General features: G+C 72.4%; 19 protein-coding genes. 3 read left to right on the plus strand and 16 right to left on the minus strand.

Annotated elements, in window-relative coordinates; genetic code table 11:
• Positions 1–7 precede the first annotated feature (7 nt).
• The 11 genes from ACFC51_RS12720 to ACFC51_RS12770 form a co-directional block, all read right to left on the minus strand.
• A complete protein-coding gene (locus ACFC51_RS12720; RefSeq protein ID WP_376528460.1) occupies positions 8–361 on the minus strand; it encodes an STAS domain-containing protein in 354 nt (117 codons plus the stop codon).
• Between the two features lie 68 nt (positions 362–429).
• Complete coding sequence (locus tag ACFC51_RS12725) at positions 430–2,097, minus strand: SpoIIE family protein phosphatase (protein ID WP_376371595.1); 1,668 nt, start codon at positions 2,095–2,097, stop codon at positions 430–432.
• Positions 2,094–3,875, minus strand: a complete 1,782-nt coding sequence (locus ACFC51_RS12730) for an ATP-binding protein (RefSeq protein ID WP_376371592.1) — start codon at positions 3,873–3,875, stop codon at positions 2,094–2,096. The genes ACFC51_RS12725 and ACFC51_RS12730 overlap by 4 nt, the downstream gene beginning before the upstream one ends.
• On the minus strand, positions 3,872–5,080 hold the full coding sequence (locus ACFC51_RS12735; RefSeq protein ID WP_376371590.1) for an ATP-binding SpoIIE family protein phosphatase: 1,209 nt from the start codon (positions 5,078–5,080) through the stop codon (positions 3,872–3,874). The genes ACFC51_RS12730 and ACFC51_RS12735 overlap by 4 nt, the downstream gene beginning before the upstream one ends.
• Complete coding sequence (locus ACFC51_RS12740) at positions 5,068–5,493, minus strand: anti-sigma regulatory factor (protein ID WP_376371587.1); 426 nt, start codon at positions 5,491–5,493, stop codon at positions 5,068–5,070. The genes ACFC51_RS12735 and ACFC51_RS12740 overlap by 13 nt, the downstream gene beginning before the upstream one ends.
• On the minus strand, positions 5,490–5,867 hold the full coding sequence (locus ACFC51_RS12745) for an STAS domain-containing protein (RefSeq protein ID WP_376371584.1): 378 nt from the start codon (positions 5,865–5,867) through the stop codon (positions 5,490–5,492). The genes ACFC51_RS12740 and ACFC51_RS12745 overlap by 4 nt, the downstream gene beginning before the upstream one ends.
• Positions 5,864–6,709, minus strand: a complete 846-nt coding sequence (locus tag ACFC51_RS12750) for an STAS domain-containing protein (RefSeq protein ID WP_376528462.1) — start codon at positions 6,707–6,709, stop codon at positions 5,864–5,866. The genes ACFC51_RS12745 and ACFC51_RS12750 overlap by 4 nt, the downstream gene beginning before the upstream one ends.
• A gap of 609 nt (positions 6,710–7,318) precedes the next feature.
• Positions 7,319–7,798: an NUDIX domain-containing protein gene (locus ACFC51_RS12755; protein WP_376371578.1), complete on the minus strand. Its 480-nt coding sequence runs from the start codon at positions 7,796–7,798 to the stop codon at positions 7,319–7,321.
• Between the two features lie 9 nt (positions 7,799–7,807).
• Positions 7,808–9,439 (minus strand): apolipoprotein N-acyltransferase, encoded by a 1,632-nt coding sequence (lnt, locus tag ACFC51_RS12760; protein ID WP_376371576.1) that lies wholly within the window; start codon positions 9,437–9,439, stop codon positions 7,808–7,810.
• A gap of 114 nt (positions 9,440–9,553) precedes the next feature.
• Positions 9,554–10,120 (minus strand): hypothetical protein, encoded by a 567-nt coding sequence (locus ACFC51_RS12765; RefSeq protein WP_376371573.1) that lies wholly within the window; start codon positions 10,118–10,120, stop codon positions 9,554–9,556.
• 69 nt (positions 10,121–10,189) lie between these two features.
• Positions 10,190–10,981 carry a glutamate racemase gene (locus ACFC51_RS12770; protein WP_376528470.1) on the minus strand — a complete coding sequence of 264 codons (792 nt, stop codon included), beginning with the start codon at positions 10,979–10,981 and terminating at the stop codon, positions 10,190–10,192.
• Between the two features lie 58 nt (positions 10,982–11,039).
• Here ACFC51_RS12770 and ACFC51_RS12775 point away from each other — a divergent pair, with 58 nt between their 5' ends.
• Entirely contained in the window at positions 11,040–12,221 is a 1,182-nt protein-coding gene (locus tag ACFC51_RS12775) for a glycosyltransferase (RefSeq protein ID WP_376371568.1), read from the plus strand.
• Between the two features lie 16 nt (positions 12,222–12,237).
• On the opposite strand, the gene ACFC51_RS12780 is transcribed toward ACFC51_RS12775, so the two are convergent.
• The 4 genes from ACFC51_RS12780 to ACFC51_RS12795 form a co-directional block, all read right to left on the minus strand.
• The gene (locus ACFC51_RS12780) at positions 12,238–13,521 is read right to left on the minus strand and encodes a TerD family protein (protein ID WP_376371566.1); all 1,284 of its coding nucleotides are present in this window, start codon (positions 13,519–13,521) and stop codon (positions 12,238–12,240) included.
• A gap of 284 nt (positions 13,522–13,805) precedes the next feature.
• Entirely contained in the window at positions 13,806–14,216 is a 411-nt protein-coding gene (locus ACFC51_RS12785; RefSeq protein WP_376528472.1) for a cupin domain-containing protein, read from the minus strand.
• A gap of 60 nt (positions 14,217–14,276) precedes the next feature.
• Complete coding sequence (locus tag ACFC51_RS12790; RefSeq protein ID WP_376528475.1) at positions 14,277–14,939, minus strand: SDR family NAD(P)-dependent oxidoreductase; 663 nt, start codon at positions 14,937–14,939, stop codon at positions 14,277–14,279.
• A gap of 70 nt (positions 14,940–15,009) precedes the next feature.
• Positions 15,010–16,026 carry a zinc-dependent alcohol dehydrogenase family protein gene (locus ACFC51_RS12795; protein ID WP_376528478.1) on the minus strand — a complete coding sequence of 339 codons (1,017 nt, stop codon included), beginning with the start codon at positions 16,024–16,026 and terminating at the stop codon, positions 15,010–15,012.
• Positions 16,027–16,279: 253 nt separating this feature from the next.
• On the opposite strand from ACFC51_RS12795, the gene ACFC51_RS12800 reads away from it, so the two are divergent.
• Positions 16,280–17,158, plus strand: coding sequence for a helix-turn-helix transcriptional regulator (locus tag ACFC51_RS12800; protein WP_376528480.1), 879 nt, complete (start codon positions 16,280–16,282; stop codon positions 17,156–17,158).
• A 125-nt stretch (positions 17,159–17,283) separates the two neighbouring features.
• Positions 17,284–18,018, plus strand: coding sequence for a translation initiation factor IF-2 (locus ACFC51_RS12805; RefSeq protein ID WP_376528482.1), 735 nt, complete (start codon positions 17,284–17,286; stop codon positions 18,016–18,018).
• Between the two features lie 27 nt (positions 18,019–18,045).
• Here the strand turns inward: ACFC51_RS12805 and ACFC51_RS12810 are convergent, their stop codons facing one another.
• On the minus strand, positions 18,046–18,573 hold the full coding sequence (locus ACFC51_RS12810) for a GNAT family N-acetyltransferase (RefSeq protein WP_376528485.1): 528 nt from the start codon (positions 18,571–18,573) through the stop codon (positions 18,046–18,048).
• Between the last annotated feature and the right edge of the window lie 65 nt (positions 18,574–18,638).

The following is an 18,638-nucleotide window of genomic DNA, read 5'->3' on the forward strand; positions in this document are numbered from 1 at the left end:
CAGGTCGTCACCCGCCGGAGCCCGGCGCGCGGTGGGGGTGCTCCTGCGCGGCCAGCACCCTGTCGACACCGGTGAGTTCGAACAGATGGCGGAGCTCTCTCGACAGGCCCACGAGCAGAATCGACGTGCCCGCCGTCCGGGCTCTGCGGTGGACGAGGACGAGCTCCGTGAGTCCCACCGAGTCGCAGAACGCGAGCCGGGACATGTCGAGGACGAGCGGTGACTCCGCACGCAGGGGGATCTCCTCGACGGCCCTGCGGAAGCGGTCGGCGGTGAGGTGGTCGAGCTCTCCCGTGAGCCTCAGGACCACGGCGCCCGAAGGGCTGTGGTCCGCTGTGAGTACCAGCGCGCGGTCAGGCAACCTCCGCCCCCCGTCGGGACGAGCGGATGCCCTGGTCACGGCAGGGGCGGGCCGGGCCCCGCCGGATGTCAGAGGAGGCGGGCCGCCAGCAGTGCGATGTCATCCGTCTTCCCCTTTCCGAAGGTGTCGAGCAGTACGTCGCACAGCTTCCCCAGTTCCTGCGGAGCGCCGCGGAGCGTGTTGCTCAGCGCCTCCATGCTGTCGTCCAGGTCCTCCCCGGGGACCTCGATGAGCCCGTCGGTCAGCAGCAGAAGTGTGGAGCCCTCCCCCACGTCATGACTGGTGGCGGGAGGGTGCGGCAGCTGGAGGCCGAGGAGCGGGCCATGTTCCGTCAGATAGCTCGTGGAGCCATCGGTGCGTCTCAGCAGCGGCGGTATGTGTCCCGCGTTCGCGACGTGGATCCGCCGTCCGCCGGGCTCCACGAGCACGAGGCAGACCGTGACGGTGATGGAGGGGCGCAGTCGCACCAGCAACGCGTCCAGGCGGTTCAGCAAGGTCCGTGGGTCGTGCCCCTCGATGGCGTAGGCACGCAGCGCGTGGCGGACCTCGCCCATGATCATGGCGGCCTGGAGGGAGTGCCCGGCCACGTCGCCGATCGCCAGCAACAGGCCGTCGGGCGTCTCCATGGCTTCGTAGAAGTCACCGCCGATCTCGGCATGATCGGCCGCCGGCTCGTACCGCACCGCCATGTCCACACCGGCCGTCCGGGGGAGCCGGTCCGGCAGGAACGAGCGCTGCAGGGTGAGTACGAGGGCGTGCTCCTCGCTCTGGCTGCGCAGCGCCTCCAGGGCCAGTGCGCATGCCTGTGCCAGCTGGGACAGGAGCTCACCGTCGTCGTCTCCCGCCAGCGCCGTGGCGTCCACCGCCAGCGCCACCGGGGGGCGTCCGTGCTTCGTCCGGGCGAGAACCAGTCCGACCCGGCCGGGGAACACGTCGGCCCGGCCGGACGGGTCCCTCGACATGAGGGCTCTCCACTGCTCACCCGGGAGCAGCACCGTGTCCGTCCCGATGCCGTCCCCGAGAGCCGTCTCGCAGAGACGGTCCATGACGTGCAGGTCCGCCTGCCAGGCCGATCCCGTCGGCTGCTCCGGAGGCCCCGCCGTCCCGGCCGAACCGGACGGAACAGGCGGCGACGTGGCGAGGAGGAGTGTGCGGTTGTCGAGGCTCAGGGAGATCGCCACGGCGGGTGAGGACATCAGCTCGGCCGCCCCCGTGGCGGCAGCGGTGGTGAAGGCCTCACCGTTCCGCGCGCCGTACACGGCGAGGGTGCCGCTGTTCAGCGCGGCCACACGCCTGGCCAGCCGTTCGGCGCGCCGGCGGGCACGGGCGTAGCGCAGCGCCGCCGTGACCGTGGCCAGCAACTCGTCGGGCGCGATCGGCTCGGTCAGATAGGCATCGGCTCCACGGTGCAGCCCTTGGGCGCGGTCGCTCACTTCGACGGCCGTCGCCGATACGTGGATGACGGGCAGGGAGGCGGTACGCGGGTCCGCCTTGATCTGCTCGCACACCTCGAACCCGCTCATGTCCGGCAGGCGCACGTCCACGACGGCCAGTTCCGGCATCTCCTCCTCCGACGCCCCGGCCAGGAGGGCGAGCCCTTCGGCTCCGTCGGCGGCCTCCACCACCGTATGACCGGCACGCCGCAGCCAGCTGCTCACGATGTAGCGCTTCGTGTCGTTGTCGTCGAGCACCATGACCGTCGCGACGGCGCTGTCCGTGTGCGCGTGGGTACTCACTGTCTGCCGTCCTCTCCGGCCGCCCGAGGGGTGTTCACGTCCCCGAAGGCGGAGACCAGTCGCGCGAGGGTGAGCGTGGACTTGTCGAGGACGGCTCGCGCGTGCGCCAGTCTTTCGCTGTCCAGCGATCCGGCGGGGGCCGAGGTGACGACCACGACCGGTGTGCCGTGCAGTTCGGGATCGTCGGCGAGTCCGGCCAGGACCGCGTAGCCGTCCATGTCCGGCATGTGCAGGTCGAGGAGGACGGCCTCGGGCCGTTCGGTGCGGACGGTGGCGATCGCCAGGCCGCCTTCCCCGACTTCGACCACCTGGCCGGCCAGCTGTGCCAGGGCCGGACGGATGGTGCTCCGGAACACCTCGTCGTCGTCCACGGTGACCAGCGTCGCGAGGAGCGGGCCGTGCGGCGTGGCAGCGACGCCCGGGCCCCCGGAATCCGGTCCGGCGGGCAGTCTCACGGTGACCCGGGTACCCGCACCGGGTCCGCTCGTGAGGACCAGGGTGCCGCCGAGGAGTTCCGTGAGCCGGCGCGCGTAGGGCAGGCCGAGACCGGTGCCGGAACGCCCGCGCTGGTGCGGCCCGCGCACCTGGTAGAACTCCTCGAAGATCTGCTGCTGCTCCTCCGGCGGGATACCGATCCCCGTGTCCGTCACCGTGAAGACCACGTGGCGGCCGTCGGGACCGTCGTCGGACGCGACGTCGAGGCTCACGGTGCCGTGCTCGGTGAACTTGAGCGCGTTGGACAGGAGGTTGCGCAGGATCCGGGCGAGCATCACCTCGTCGGTGACGAGCGGAAGGTCGGAGGTGGCGACCGACAGGTCCACCTCGCCCTGCGCCCCGTACCCCTTCAGCGTTCCGCGCAGCTGGCCGAGTACGGCCCGCAGGTCCACCTGCGCCATGTGCGGTTCGAGTCGGCCCGACTCGGCCTTGGCGACGTCGAGGAGCTCGTCGACGAGGGCCAGCAGCGTGGCGCCGGAGGCGGAGATCAGGGAGACCTGTCTGCGCTGTTCTCCTTCGAGCCCGCCGGTGCCGTCGTCGAGCAGGAGCCGGGCGAGGCCCACCACGGAGTTGACCGGCGTACGCAGTTCATGGCTCACGTTCGCCCAGAACCGTGTCTTCGCCTCGCTGGCCTCCCTCAGCTGCTGCGACTTCTCGTCCAGCTCCGCGTACAGGGCGACGACCCCCCTGTTGGTCTCCTCCAGCTCCTCGGACAACTCGGAGTAGAGGGCGACCACTCCCCGGTTGGTCTCCTCCAGCTCCTCGTTGAGGCGGCGGAGTTCCTCCCTCTGCCCTCGCGACTCCTCCAGGGCAGCTATCAGGTCCCTGGTCTGGGCCCGGGCGTCCTCGAGCACACTGCCGCCGTTGTGCTGCACGAGAAGGTCCCGCGCCCTCTCCACGCTTTCTGCGGTCTGTGCGCCCGCGGTGAGCTGCTGCTCGATCAGCAGCGTCCGGCTGTGGTCCTCGTGGTGCACCTGGACCAGGCGGGAGGCGGCCTGCAGCGACTCGTCGCCGGGGCCCGGTCCGTCTCCCCAGAGGAGGACGGCGCGCAGCACGGGCTGTGTGCCCTGCTCCGTGCTCAGGGCGACCCTCAGGCCGGACGATCCGAGCAGATCACGGCCGATCTCGCTCAGCGCGGTGGCCAGACGTATCTGGTCCTGCCTCTCGGCACCGAGAGCCTCGGCAGCCGCTTTGCCACTGCGCCGAAGAGCGAAGATGTCCTGCTCGGTGGTGATGGCGATCGTCACCAGGTGGATGGTGCCGTCGGCCGCGGTGGAACTCACCAATTTCCCTTCAGTACGGCGACGCCTGCGTCGTCCTTGCGTATCCCTGCCTCGCGGAGCAGCTGGGCGGCTGCCACCAGCGGGGTGTGCTCCAGGAAGCCGGGCAGGGCGGCCGGCTGCCATCGTTCGGTGAGCCCGTCGGAGTGCATGACCACGCCGCCGTGGCGCGGGAGTTCCTGACGGACGGCACGGAGCGTCGGAAGCTGGTGACCCACGATCCCGGGCGACGAGAGGAGTGCGCGCCGGGTGTCGGTGTCCGAGTCGACGACGAAGGTGCTCACGTTGCCCACGCCGCAGAAGAACAGACTCCTCGTCGATGCCTCGACCCGCACGACGGCGACCGCTCCCCCACGGCTGCCGCGAAGGGCCTTGTGCATGTCGGTGAGCACGCCTTCCGGAGTCTCCGACAGGCTGTCGTGGAACGCCGTCACGGCGGTCTGGGCTGCGCGGTGTGCAAGAGGACCGTGACCGAGCCCGTCACAGAACATCAGCAGCAGGGCAGGCACTCCGGTCTCTCCCGTGTGCACCTGTGCGGCTCTCTCCGGCCGCGCCCGCTCCGGCTCCGGCCGGAATCCGGTCAGCGCCGCCCACCCGAGCGGCCCGTCGGAGGATGCGCGTCCCGTCACCTGCCGGGCGGCCGGGGGATTCGGCCGGTGCTCACGACCGCCGACGGCGCGCGCGGCCCAGGCGTCCCCGCACACGGTCTCGCCGGTGATGGGACGGGTGAGCCCGGCGGCGACGGGCTCACCCGGCGCGGCGGATCGGCCTCCGGCGTCCTTCGTCCAGAACCGGGCGGACATGACTGTGCCCTTGCCCGGCAGCGAGTGCACGTCAAAGGCATCGGCGAGGCGGACGATCGCCCCGAGGCCGATCCCCAGCGTGCCCGCCGAGGACGAACCGTCCACCAGACACCTGTCGACGTCGGCCATGCCGGGGCCCTCGTCCGTGGTGACGAACTCCAGGCCGGCGTCGTGTTCCGTACGCACGACCCGCAGCAGCAGCGCGCCGTCGACGGCGTGCTTACGCAGATTGGAGGCGGCCTCGCTCACGGCGAGAGCGACCTCGGCGCAGCGCAGTTCGTCGAACCCGAGGCGTCTGGCAAGCGCGGCAGCTGCCCCTCTCGCCGACGCCGGGAGCGACTCGTCGTCACGGAACCAGGCGATGTCCTCGGATTCGAGCAGGGGCGGCGGGTTCAGCGGGCCCATTTGGTCACCGCGACCTGTGTGCCCCGGCCGACCTCGGTGTCCAGGGTGAAGTCGTCCACGAGCCTCCGCGCTCCGCTGAGGCCCAGACCGAGGCCGCCGCCGGACGTCCAGCCGTCCGTCAGGGCCAGGTCCAGGTCCGGGATGCCGGGGCCGGAGTCCTCGAAGACGGCCGTGACGCCCACCCGGCTGTCCTGGCGGACGAGCCCGGTGCGCATGACGCCTCCGCCTCCGTACACCAGGGTGTTGCGCGCGAGTTCGCTCGCAGCGGTGACCAGCTTGGTCTGGTCGACGAGGGAGAGCTTGCACCGCTGGGCCAGGGTGCGCACCAGCTGGCGGGCTCGGACGACGTCGTCGTTCGAGTCGATGGTGACCGTCTCGTGGTCGGCGTCGGGGACGGGCCGCGACCCGCTCACGTCGTCGCCGGAGGACGGCTGTCGGGCCGGGTCAGCATGTCGAGCCCCTTCTCCAGGGTGAGAGCCGTGCGCACGCCGCCGAGCGAGAGGCCCAGCTCCACGAGCGTGATGGCGACGGCGGGCCGCATGCCGACCACGACGGTCTCGGCGTCCAGCATCCGCGAGATGGCCGCCGTCGTCGCGAGCATGCGCCCGACGAACGAGTCGACGATCTCCACCGCGGTGATGTCGATGACGACGCCGGACGCCCCCGTCGCCACGATCCGCGCCGCGAGATCCTCCTGCAGGTCGAGGACGGTCTGGTCCTCGAGGTCGACCTGGATCGAGACCAGCAGGACGTCGCCGATCTTCAGCACGGGCACACGCTCGGTCACGCCTGTCCTCCAGGCAGCGTCAGCTCGACGCTGTTGCGCCGCAGAGCGTGCTTGAGCGCGTCGGCGAGCGTCGCCTTGGTGACGATGTCGCCGAACTGGATACCGAGCGCCACGATCGTCTGGGCGATCTGGGGCCGGATGCCCGAGATCGTGCACTCGGCGCCCATCAGCCGGGCAGCGACCACGGTCTTGAGCAGGTGCTGGGCGACCTCGGTGTCGACGGCGGGAACGCCGGTGATGTCGATGATCGCCTGGTCGGAGCCGGTGTCCACGAGCGTCTGGAGGAGCTTCTCCATCACGACCTGCGTGCGCGCCGAATCGAGGGTGCCCACCAGGGGAACGGCGACGACGCCCTCCCACAGCTTCACGACCGGGGTGGACAACTCCATCAACTGCTCGGACTGGGCGCTGATGATCTCCTCACGCGCCTTCGCGTACACCTCGATGGTGTAGAGCCCGAGGGCGTCCATGAGGCGGCTGAAGCGGAGGTAGGCGTGGATGTCCTCGGCCGATGTCGCGGTCGTCGGCTCGAGGATCTCCTTGCCGGCGAGCACGCTGATCGCTGTCTCGGTCGGCGTGAAACCCTGCCGCGCCCGGTTCCGGGACAGTTCACCGAGGAGGGCGCGGACTTCGGCGTACTTGTCGCCCTGCCAGTCGAATCCGCCCGCCTGGAGGCCCTCCAACAGCGCGGAGTACAGCTCGCGCAGTTCACGGTCCAGTTCCACCAGGGAGATGCGCCCGCGCAGGGTGCGCGAGACCGTCTCCACCCACGCGGATTCGAGCGACTCCCGCTGCTCCGTGAGCAGCGCCACCAGGCGGGTGGATATCTCTTGCTCTGCCACCGAAGTGACCCCTTCTCTCATGCCCGTCATCACAGTTCCTCCGCAGCGTATGTCATCGCTGCGACGCCTCGGCCTGCGTCCCGTCCGCCAGGAGGGCCACCGGCGCGACACCTTGCCCGTCGGAGGGCTCCCGGTTCGCGGACAGCACCTCGCGCGACTTCGGAGGCGCCTGTCCACACCCCCGCCACCAGGGCGTCCCCGCCCTGCCGGGCCGGACCGGAGCACGGACGGCAGGCGCCGTGACCGTGATTCATCACACCTCCTCCAGCGCGAACCCTGCGCAGAGGAGGACGAGGCCGAGGAGGAGCACGAGTACGACAGGAAGCATGAGCACCGCGTACCCCTTCACAAGTACTTCACGCCTGCTCGGGAGGGGTTTTCACGGCGGGGAGCGCACGGAGGCCGGTGCTCTTCCGGTCGGACGCGCGACAGGGTCGGACGCGCCCCCGGCCGCCCTCCACACGTCTTCAGGTTTGCGCGCTCGTTTCCGGGTGAAACGGACCTGCGGTCAGCCAGGACGCGCGAGCTCCGGAGGACACGTACGGGAAGCTGCGTTCCGCGCCTGGGGAGGTCACCGGAACGCCGCTTCCCGTGCCCCGGACCCGAGGGTCAGGCGCCGGGGGTGCGCGCGAACCAGGTGGGGCCGTCCGTGAGGGACTGCTTGATCCGGAACAGCGCGAACTCGCTCAGCGGCGGCAGCGCGTCGACGGCGAACCACGCGACGTCCAGCGACTCGTCGTCGTTCACCCGTGCCTCGCCGCCGGTGGCCCGGCAGCGGAAGGTGATGTCGACGTACTGGCACCGGTCGCCGTTGGCGTACTGCACCGGCTTCAGCGCCTGGGTGAGCACGACCCGCTCCGCGACGCAGCGCACGGCGGTCTCCTCGTACACCTCACGCTCGGCGGTCAGCGCCGGTTCCTCGCCGGGCTCCCCGATGCCTCCGATGACCGACCACTCGCCGGTGTCGGCCCGCCGGCCGAGCAGCACCCTGCCGGCATCGTCGAAGACGACCGCGGTGACCCCCGGCAGCAGGAGCAGCTGGTGGCCGGCGGTGGCGCGGATGTCTCGGATGAAGTCAGGAGTAGCCATGCGGCGAGCCTACGTGGCCGCCGGAGCGTCCTGCGGGCCGGCCGCGGCGTCCTTCCGCGCCCTCCTCCCGCGCACCGAGCGGGTGGCCGCCCAGCCGATCCCGCCCAGGGCGAGCAGCGCCAGGACGCCCTCCGGGAGGGTTCCCATCCGGGTGGCCGGCGTGAGCGAGGAGCGCAGGGGCACCTCGTCGACCAGGGCGTCCGGGGTGAACATCTTCGTCTTCTCGACGATCGTGCCGTCCGGCCGGATCACCGCGCTGACCCCGCTGGTGACGGGCACGACGACGGACCGCCCGTGCTCGACCGCCCGCACCTGGCTCATCGCGAGCTGCTGGTAGGTCATCTCGCTGCGCCCGAAGGTCGCGTTGTTGCTCGGTACGGCGATCAGCTGTCCGCCGTCCTCGACCGTGTCGCGCACGGCGTCGTCGAACGCGGCCTCGTAGCAGGTCACGAACCCGACCTTCGTGCCCGCCAGGTCGAACACGCCGACCTTGGTGCCGGAGCCGAAGTCCCGCTGCACCCGGTCGACGTCCTTGCTGAAGATCCGTGCGACGGAGCGCATCGGCATGTACTCGCCGAACGGCTGGATGTGCCGCTTGTCGTACGTGTCCACGGGACCGCTCTTCGGATCCCACTGGATCAGGGTGTTGCGGAGCGGTCCGGTGTCGGGGGTGAGGACGGCGCCGACCACGGTGGGGGCGCCGATGGCCCGGACGGCCCGGTCGATGGCCTCGCGGGCGTCGGCGTTGCGGTAGGGGTCGAGGTCGGAGGAGTTCTCCGGCCAGAGGACGAAGTCGGGCTGCGCGACCTTCCCGTCCGCGACGTCCCGGGCGAGCTGTTCGGTGCGCTGCGCGTGGTTGTCCAGGACGGCCCTGCGCTGGGAGTTGAAGTCGAGACCCAGACGCGGCACGTTGCCCTGGACCGCCGCGACCGTGGCGGTGCCGTCCTCGGGCGAGTCGTCCACGAGCGGAAGGGCGGCCAGTGCCGCGGCCACGGGGGCGGCGACGGTGACGGCCGCCGCGATCACGGCGGAGCGGGGCACGGTGCCGGTGGCGTGGTGGCGACGGGCCTGCCGTACGGCTTCCAGGAGGCCGAAGCCGCAGAGCACCACGGCGAAGGAGAGCAGGGGGGTGCCGCCGAGGGCGGCGAGCGGCAGGAACGCGCTGTCGGCCTGGCCGAAGGCGATCTTGCCCCAGGGAAAGCCGCCGAACGGGACCCGGGCCCGGAGCGCCTCGTCGAGGGTCCAGACGGCCGCTGCCCAGACGGGCCAGTACGGGAGCCGGGAGACCGCGGCGACACCGGCGCAGCCGACGGCGATGAACAGCGCTTCGGCGAGGGCGAGGGCCAGCCAGGGGACGGGGCCGACCTCCTCGCCCGTCCAGTGGAGCAGCGGGAGCATGAAGCCGAGGCCCGCGAGCAGGCCGAGGCCCAGCGACGCGCGCACCCGGCGCGCGGTCAGGACCCAGCCCAGCAGGGCGAAGCCGGGCAGCACCAGCCACCACAGGGGCCGGGGCGGGAAGCTCGCGTAGAGCAGCACACCGGACAGGACGGCTGCGGCCGGCCGGACGAGCCGCGGCCACAGCGTGCTGCTGCGGGAGGCGGGGGCGGGCGGCGGTTCGGCGGTGGTGATGGTGGCGCTCACCTGCCGGAGTCTACGGTGAGCTGCTGTGAGGACGTCAGCCGCGCCGGACGACGGTCCCGGACCGGCCCGCCCCACCCTGCCGGGGTCCGGTGTGCGGGTCCTGCGGGGGTCGGTTCAGGCGGAGCCCGCGGCCTTCCCGGTGGCCGGGAGGTGCAGGCGGTCGCGGATGAAGCGTACGGCGGCCTCCGCGTCGTCCACCGTGACGGTGAAGGTCCTGCCGTCCCCCAGCAGGAGCACCAGCCCCTCCCCCCGGCGCACGACCACGGCCGTGCCCTGGTCGGGACGCCAGCGGTAGCCCCAGCCGCCCCACTGGCGCGGGGTGACCTTGGGAGCGAAGTCCGCGCCCACCACGTGGGTGAGCAGGATCCGGCGCCTGGGCAGTCCGGCGTGTCCGCAGCGCACCTCCAGGGCGTCGCCGTCCACCTTCACGGCGACGTGGACGAAGGCGAGGGTGCCGAAGAGGATCAGGAGTCCGGCGGCGACACAGCCGATGACGGACATGAGCAGGGGGGCGATCCCGGCGCTCCAGGCCGAGTCGACGGCGAGCTCGATCCCGAGTGCCAGGCAGCCCGCCCCCACGGCCGCGAGCAGCCACTGGAAGCGGTTGGTGGCCCGGCCCGTCCAGACCGTACTCGGGGCCTGGCTCGAACCGTGCCGCGTGTTGCCGGGATGGTCCGTCATGCCGAGCAGCGTACCCACGTTCCCGCCCGCGGGGAGGGGGTGCGCGGCCCCGGCGAGGCGCCGGACGGGTCAGATCGCGGGGCTGACGGCCTTGAGCAGGAGTCCCTCCGCGTAGGCCAGAGCGGGTTCCGTGAGATCTGCGGCGTGTCCGCCGAGGAGCACGGTGAGGGTGCCGGACGGTTCGGCCGACGGAGCGGGTTCGGCCCCGAACCGGCGCAGCGCCTGAGCGGCCACCGCGTCGGCCGAGCCGTGGAGCACGAGCGGCGCCCGGCCGGGGCGGTCGCCCTCCACGGCGGCGCGGATCCGTTCGGCCACCAGCTCGTAGTGGGTGCAGCCGAGGACGACGTCCGTGACACCGGCCGGGGTGAGCGCGGCCGCGGCGGCCACGGCCCGGGTGATCGCCTCCTCGTCGGCGTGCTCGACGGCGTCGGCGAGCCCCGGGCAGGGCACTTCGGTCACGTCCACCGAGCGGGCGAAGTCGTGGATCAGTCCCCGCTGGTACGGGCTCCCGGTGGTCGCCGGTGTGGCCCAGATCGCGAAGGGGCCGCCGCCGGCGGCGGCGGGCTTGATCGCCGGCACCGTACCGATGACCGGAATGCCGGGCTCCAGCTCGGCGCGCAGGGCGGGCAGAGCGTGCACGGAGGCGGTGTTGCAGGCGACGATCAGGGCGTCGGGCCGGTGCTCGGCTGCCGCACGCGCCACGGCGAGCGCCAGTCGGGTCACGTCATCGGGCGTGCGGGGTCCCCAGGGCATCGAGCCGGGATCCGACGACAGCACCAGGTCCGCGTCGGGCCGCAGCCGGCGTACCGCGGCCGCTGCCGCGAGCAGGCCGATCCCCGAGTCCATGAGTGCGATCTTCACCCGGTCACCATAGTCGACAGCCCTTGCGGCACCGTCGGAGTGGGGCACACTTCGACGGATGAGCGCCCTTGCCTGGATCGCCGTGGGTTCACTGACCGTGTGGGTGTGGCTGTTGCTGGGCCAGGGCTTCTTCTGGCGCACCGACCAGCGGCTCCCCGTGCGCGGCGAACCGGCGCGCTGGCCGTCGGTGGCCGTGGTCGTCCCCGCGCGGGACGAGGCGGACGTCCTGCCCCTGAGCCTGCCGTCCCTGCTCGCCCAGGACTATCCGGGTGACGCGGAGATCTTCCTGGTCGACGACTGCAGCGAGGACGGCACGGGTGAGCTGGCCCGGGCGCTCTCCGACCGGTGCGGGGGCCTGCCGCTGACCGTGGTCACCCCCGGCGAGCCGGAGCCGGGATGGACGGGCAAACTCTGGGCGCTGCGGCACGGGATGGCGCTGGCCGGGCAGCGGAAGCCCGAGTTCCTGCTCCTCACGGACGCCGACATCGCTCATGAACCGGACAGTCTGCGGGAGCTCGTCGCGGCGGCCGGGGCCGAGGGGGCGGGCGGGTTCGACCTGGTCTCGCAGATGGCGCGGCTGCGGGTGACGAGCACCTGGGAGCGGCTGGTCGTGCCGGCGTTCGTCTACTTCTTCGGGCAGCTCTACCCCTTCCGCCGGGTGAACGCGGTGGGGTCGCGGACCGCCGCTGCGGCCGGCGGCTGTGTGCTGCTGCGCGCCGGGGCGGCCGAGCGGGCACGGATCCCGGAGTCCATCCGCCAGGCGGTCATCGACGACGTGTCGCTGGCGCGTGCGGTGCGCCGCTCGGGCGGCCGCATCTGGCTGGGGCTCGCGGACCGGGTGGACAGCGTGCGCCCGTACCCCTGCCTCATCGACCTGTGGCGGATGGTCTCGCGCAGCGCGTACGCACAACTGCGGCACAGCCCCGTGCTGCTGGCCGGCACGGTCCTGGGGCTCGGTCTCGTCTACGTCGCTCCGCCCGTCACGCTGTTCGCCGGTCTGGCGGCGGGCGATCCGGTGGCCGCGTCGGCGGGCGGGGCGGCCTGGGCGGTGATGGCGGGGACGTACATGCCCATGCTCGGGTACTACCGGCAGTCGCTGTGGCTGGCGCCGCTGCTGCCCTTCACCGCCGTCCTCTACCTCCTGATGACGGTGGATTCGGCGGTGCAGCACCACCGGGGCCGCGGTGCGGCCTGGAAGGGGCGTACGTACGCCCGCCCCGAGGCCGCACCGGAGGGCTGAACCCGGCCGCGGGGGGTCACTTGCGTCCGGGGGTCCAGTTCATGCCCCACCCGTAGGCGGCGTCGATGGTCCGCTGGGGGCTCACGCCCCGCTGCGGAACGAGGTAGCGCGCCTCGCGCTGCACGGTGAGGTCTCCCCCGTCGCCCGTGATCAGCGCGAGCGCGCAGACCGTGGACGGCACGGTGCACTCGTCGAGCGAGAAGTCGATCGCGGCGCCGTTCTGCGGCTGGAGCGTGACGGTGGCGTGCAGATCGGCGAAGCTCCGGGCACCTTCGTAGATGGTGACGAAGATCAGGACACGGCGCAGCCGGTCCTTGTGGTCGAGGTTGACCGTCAGGTTCTCGCCCGTGGACACCGCGCCCGTGCGGTCGTCCCCGTCGAGGTGGATCCAGGGCGGCTGCCGGAGGGAACCGAAGGCGTTCCCGAGGGCCTGGACGACTCCCTTGCTCCCGTCGGTGAGTTCGTACAGGGCGCAGAGGTCGAGATCCAGGTCGCCGTGCACGGCGACGGCCCTCCCGAGCTTCGCCCCCCAGCCCTTGAACTGCTTGCGCACCTCCCAGTTGAGGTTGACGCGGAGCACCCCGGACGTTCCGCCCTGTTTCGAGAGCGATACCGAGGGAGCCTCCTTCGTCAGGGTGACCTTGGTCAGCCTGACGGCCTGCACGACGGGGGGCGCGGGCGGCGGTGCCGGGGCGGCCTGGGGTGCGGGGCGTGCCGGCGGCTGGGGGGCCCGCGCCGGCTGCGGGGCCGGCGGCACCTGCTGCGGCTCGTCGACGGAGATGCCGAAGTCCGTCGCGAGGCCCGCGAGTCCGGTGTCGTAGCCCTGTCCCACCGCCCGGAACTTCCAGGCGCCCTGGCGCAGGTACAGCTCGCCGAGGATGAAGGCGGTCTCGACCGTCGCGTCCGCACTGTCGAAACGCGCGATCTCGGAACCGCCGGCCGCGTCCACGATCCTCACGTAGAGGCCGGTCACGCGCCCGAAGGTGCCGCCGTCCGCCGAGGCGGCCACCACGACGCGGTCGATCGCCGGCTCCATCCGGGCGAAGTCGACGGTGAGGCTGTCCGTGACGACGCCCCCGTCCGTGCGCTTGCCCTCGTGGCGCACCGCGCCGGACCCGTGCACCGGCTGGTTGTAGAAGACGAAGTCCGCGTCGCTGCGCACCTTTCCCGACACCAGCAGGAGCGCCGAGGCGTCCACGTCGGGTGTCCCCGGAGAGGCGCGCCAGCCCAGCTCGACCCGCACGGCGTGCGCCGGCACCGCGACGTTGGTTCCCTTTTGCATGGTCATGCCCGCCCCCATCACGCGTCCGGCTACGCCGGAGAGTCTCCCGCCAACCTAGTCCCCGGTCCTGCGGGGAGCCCACAGTCTCGACGGGACAGGTGCCGTCGGTCCACCGCCGGCCCCCGCTCCCCGCACCCCGCACCCCGCACCCCGCACCCCGCACGATCAAAGCACCGCTCGGTGCCCCGTTGCGCGCATTCGCCCGGATCGGGGACCAGGGGTCCCCCACGAGGCGCGGACCGGCCGCTTCACGCACGCGGGTGGGGACGGCCGTCCCCACCCGCGCCGGACGGCGGCTCGCCTCAGCGGGTGGCGGCGAGGGCCGTGGCGTACTGCTCGTCGGTGACCGGCTCCAGCCAGGTGGTCCCGTCACCGTCGGCGTCGCCGACGACGATGGCGATGTGGGCCATCAGGGTGGTGTCGGTGCCGCCGTGCCAGTGCTCCTCGCCGGGCGGGCACGTGACGGTCTCGCCTGCGCCGACACGGACGACGTCACCGTCACGGGTGCCGACCAGCCCGACGCCGTCGGTGACGTAGAGGGTCTGGCCGTTGGCGTGGGAGTGCCAGTGGGTCCGGGCGCCGGGGGCGAAGCGCACCAGGGCGGTGGCGAGCCGGGCCGGCTCGGCCGGGGTCGCGATCATGTTGAGGTGGACGTCGCCGGTGAAGCGTGCGGCAGGGGCCTTGACGGTGGGGGTCCGGGTGATGTGTTCCACGGCAGGTGTTCCTCGGTCGGGTCGGGTGGTGCGGGGTGCCGGCGGGTGGGCACGGCCGGGTCAGTCGGGCATCGGCTCGGCGTAGTGCCGGAAACCGCTGCGCTCGGTGTGGAGGGTGTGGAGGCGATCGGCGAGAACGCCGGGGCTGCTGTGCTCGGCGTCGGGGCTGATGGCCCCGGGGACGATCAGCTGCGTGACGTGGATGTTCTCGCCGGCCAGGACCTCGTGGAGCATGCGTGCGTAGGCGCTCTCGGCGGCGAACGCGATCGACGTCCCGGCTCGCTCGGGGTGCGGGCGCACCGCGCTGCCGCCGTTGACGAACAGCAGAGTGCCGCGCCCCAGGGCCCGCATCCCGGGAAGGACGGCGTTCACGCAGGTGAGGGGCGCTCCGAGCGAGAAGGCCAGGGGATCGTCGAGGTCCTCCGCGGTGGTGTCGAGCACCGGCTTCATGAAGTCGGCGCGAGGGACGGGGCTGTACTGCAGGATCTCGACCGGCCCCTGCGCCTCCGCGGCCTCCTGGAGCGCCGACGTGAGGGATTCCGGGTCGAGGACGTCGGCACGGTGGCCGCGGGCCCGGACGCCGTCACGGCCGAGTTCGGCCGTCAGGGCGAGGTGTTCGGCACTGCGGGAGATCAGGGCGACGTCGTGTCCGGCAGCGCCGAAGCGGCGGGCCGTGGCCAGCCCGAGGCCGGGCCCGGCGCCGACGAGGGCGAACGTGGTCATGAGAGGTCCTTCCTGTGGGGACCGCCGGTTCTCGTGCGGCGACCGCCCGGGACGGGTGGGGCGTGTGGTGTCAGGGTTTGAGGAGGGCCTTGACGGCGCGGCGCTCGTCCATGGCCCTGTACCCCTCGGCGACCTGGTCCAGGGGCAGGCTGAGGTCGAACACCTTGCCCGGTTCGATACGGCCGGTCAGCACCCGGTCGATCAGGTCGGGGAGATAGCGGCGCACCGGGGCGGGGCCGCCGCGCAACCCGACGTGGGAGAAGAAGAGTTCCTGCCCGTCGAGGGCCACCTCGTGGGGGACGCCGACGAAGCCGAGGCTGCCGCCGGGCCGTGCGGAGTGCAGAGCCTGCCGCATGGCCTGGGCGGTGCCGACGCATTCCAGGACGCTGTCGGCGCCGATACCACCGGTGAGATCCTTGATCCGGGCGATGCCCTCGTCGCCACGCTCGGTGACGATGTCCGTCGCACCGAACTCGCGGGCCAGCTTCTGCCGGGTCTCGTGACGGGACATGGCGATGATCCGCTCCGCACCCCTCTCCTTGGCCGCGATCACGGCGGAGAGGCCTACCGCGCCGTCCCCCACAATCACGGCGGTGGAGCCGGGCTTCACCTCCGCGGCGTCGGCGGCCCACCAGCCGGTGCCCATCACGTCGGACACGGCCAGCAGGCTCGGCCAGAGCTCCTCGGCCGGCACCTCGTCGGTGGCCACGAGGGTGCCCTGCGCGTGGGGGATGCGCACGCGGTCGGCCTGGCAGGTGCTCATGAACTCGCGGTGCACACAGTGGGACTGGAAGCCGTTGCGGCAGTTCGCACAGGTGTTGTCCGAGGTGGCGAACGAGCCGATCACGAACTGGCCGGGCTCGACCGAGGTGACCTCGCTGCCGACCTCCTCCACGAAGCCGACGTACTCGTGCCCCATGGGGTGCGGGTCGCCGATCGGCTCCAGGCCCCGCCAGGCCCACAGGTCCGACCCGCACACGCACGTGACGGCGGTACGGATGACCGCGTCCGTGGGCGAGAGGATCTTCGGGTCGTCCAGGGTCTCGAAGCGGACGTCGCCGGGGGCGTGGATGACTGCTCCGCGCATGGGAGGACTCCTTCGGTGCCGGAAGACGCGCTGCCGGGGGTGCGGGCAGGCGCCGGGTGCGGTGTGCGGGCCTGTCCGGACAGCCGGACGCCCGCAGGGCGGGGGGGGCCGCCCCCCACCGACCGCGTGCACGGCAGCGGGAGAAGCCCCACATCACCCAGGTAACGCCCTTTCCGGGGGCGCAGCGAGTCACCGTCGAGGGGTGTACCGCCAGTACATCCCTGTGGCCGTACGCGGGACGTACTGTCGAGGTGTGGACAACCGTGAAGAGGTCCGCGAGTTCCTCACCTCGCGGCGTGCGAAGATCAGCCCCGAGCAGGCGGGACTGCCCTCCGGCAGCCGACGGCGCGTCCCCGGCCTGCGCAGGAGCGAGGTCGCGGCGCTCGCCGACATGAGCGTGGAGTACTACGCGAAGCTGGAGCGCGGGAGTCTCGCCGGCGTCTCACCGACCGTGCTGGAGGCCGTCGCGCGGGCCCTGCGGCTCGACGAAGCCGAGCGTGCGTACCTGCTCCATCTGGCACAGGCCGCGGACGGGTCCGACGCACTCACGCGCCCCCGGCGCCGTCGGGCCAGGGGACAGTGGGTCCCGCACCGCAGTCTGCAGTGGACCCTGGACGCGATCACGGCCGGTCCGGCGTTCGTCCGCAACGGCCGCATGGACGTCCTCGCCACGAACGCCCTCGCCCACGCCTTCTACAGCGATGTCCACGCCACCCCTCACAACCAGGCCAACCTCGCCCGGTTCACCTTTCTGGACCCCGCCTCCCGGCGCTTCTACCCCGACTGGGAGCTCGCGGCCGACGTCACCGTCGCCATCCTGCGCACCGAGGCCGGCCGCAATCCGCACGACAAGGACCTGCATGATCTCGTCGGCGAGCTGTCCACCCGCAGCGACGAGTTCCGCACCCGCTGGGGCGCCCACGACATCCGCCACCACGGTGCCGGCACCAAACGCTTCCGGCATCAGGCGGTCGGGGACCTCACCCTCGCCTACGAGAGCCTGGAGATGGCCGCCGAACCCGGCCTCACCCTGACCGTCTACACCGCCGAGCCGGGCTCCCCCTCCGAGGACTCCCTGCGTCTGCTCGCCTCCTGGTCCGCCTCACGGGCGGCCTCCTCGCCCACGGGCTGACACTCTGCGCACCCCGAGGGGGTACGCCCGGTCCCGTCGGCCGTACCGCCTGAGTACGATCGCCTACTCCGGTCCGAGTACGTCAGCGGGTGCCCGCCGCGGGCGGCACTCGGAAGGGTGAACGCATGCGCCGACTCCTTGTGCTCGCACCGCTGTTGCTGTTCATCTCCGGCTGCGGCCTGGTGCAGCCGTCCGACGACGAGGCGACGGACGCCGCGCGGGAGGTGGCCGGGAGGGCGGGCCGGCTGCTGTACAGCCAGCGTCCGCGCACGGCGGAGGAGGTCGGGCGCAACGCCTCCGGCGTCGACGGGGTGGAGGTCATGCGGCTGACGGGTACGTCGACGCACGACGGGGACGGCGTCGTCGTGGTCGTCCGCACCACCGGCTCGGCGTACAACGGGTGGATCGACGTCGAGGAGGTCACCGTGCGGCGCTGTTTCACGCTGCGGGTGTCGTCCCGGTCGGAATGGGACGAGGCCCCCCGTGACGTGGACTGCCCGGACGGTCCTCCGCTGACCTTCGCCCCGGCGCCCGAACCGCCCGAGCTGCCGTACGAGGAGCTCCGCGCGAAACTTCCCCGGGTTCCGGAGGGCGGCCGGGTCGACGAGGCCGAGGTCCGCCGTACCCTCGCGGCGCTGGACCTGGATCCGGCGATCCGCACCGTCGTGAAGGCGACCGGCGGCCGGGTCGGTGTTCTCCTGCTGGGCGAGGGCAACGGCTTCGACCCGACGGACTGCCTCCTCGCCCGTGTGGGCCCCGGATCCACCGAGGTGTGGGTACCGCCCAGGATCCAGCGCATGCCCGGAGAGGGCGGCTGCAGCATCGACAACGCCCTGAATCCACAGCCCGCACCGCACTGAGGGGGCAGCAGGCCCCGGGCCGGCCCCTCAGTCACCGAGGATCCGCTCCCAGAGCAGCCCGTCCCGCCAGCCCCCGTCGAGAAAGATCGAGGAGTGCGCGACGCCGTACGGGCTGAACCCGTTGCGGCGCAGCACCCGCTGCGACGGCAGGTTCTCCGGATTCGTGGACGCCTCGACGCGGTGGAGCCCCAGCTCGTCCGACATCACCCGGAGCGCGAGCCCGACGGCGCGACCCGCGTGCCCCTGGTTCTGGGCGACGCTCGCGATCCAGTAGCCGAGGGAGCAACGGCGCAGGTGCGGCTGCGGCAGGATGCCGCCCACGGTGACCTGCCCGATCACCTGGTCGTCGGCGAGCACGACGCCGGGCCAGACCGTGCCGGCGCGGTGCCCCGCCAACAGCTTCCCGATCCGCTCCGCCTGGCCCTCCGGGGTGAAGAAGCCGGCCGGCTGGGCCGGTTCCCACCGCCGGAACGCCTCGACGTCCCGCACCCGGTGCGCGGCGATCGGGGCGGCGTCGGAGGGTTCGACCAGACGGATCCTGGTGCTGCTGGGCATGGCTGGTCCTTGTCACGGTAGGCCGGATGGAACGGCCAACCTATGCCGGGAGCCCGCGCCACCGT

Origin of the sequence: Streptomyces sp. NPDC055962, assembly GCF_042270185.1 — a bacterium.
GTDB lineage: Bacteria > Actinomycetota > Actinomycetes > Streptomycetales > Streptomycetaceae > Streptomyces.

Coding starts and splice junctions, on each gene's coding strand:
- ACFC51_RS12735 (WP_376371590.1), bottom strand. CDS start 5,080: ATGGGCCCGCTGAACCCGCCGCCCCTGCTCGAATCCGAGGACATCGCC.
- ACFC51_RS12755 (WP_376371578.1), bottom strand. CDS start 7,798: ATGGCTACTCCTGACTTCATCCGAGACATCCGCGCCACCGCCGGCCAC.
- ACFC51_RS12765 (WP_376371573.1), bottom strand. CDS start 10,120: ATGACGGACCATCCCGGCAACACGCGGCACGGTTCGAGCCAGGCCCCG.
- ACFC51_RS12775 (WP_376371568.1), top strand. CDS start 11,040: ATGAGCGCCCTTGCCTGGATCGCCGTGGGTTCACTGACCGTGTGGGTG.
- ACFC51_RS12780 (WP_376371566.1), bottom strand. CDS start 13,521: ATGGGGGCGGGCATGACCATGCAAAAGGGAACCAACGTCGCGGTGCCG.
- ACFC51_RS12790 (WP_376528475.1), bottom strand. CDS start 14,939: ATGACCACGTTCGCCCTCGTCGGCGCCGGGCCCGGCCTCGGGCTGGCC.
- ACFC51_RS12795 (WP_376528478.1), bottom strand. CDS start 16,026: ATGCGCGGAGCAGTCATCCACGCCCCCGGCGACGTCCGCTTCGAGACC.
- ACFC51_RS12805 (WP_376528482.1), top strand. CDS start 17,284: ATGCGCCGACTCCTTGTGCTCGCACCGCTGTTGCTGTTCATCTCCGGC.
- ACFC51_RS12810 (WP_376528485.1), bottom strand. CDS start 18,573: ATGCCCAGCAGCACCAGGATCCGTCTGGTCGAACCCTCCGACGCCGCC.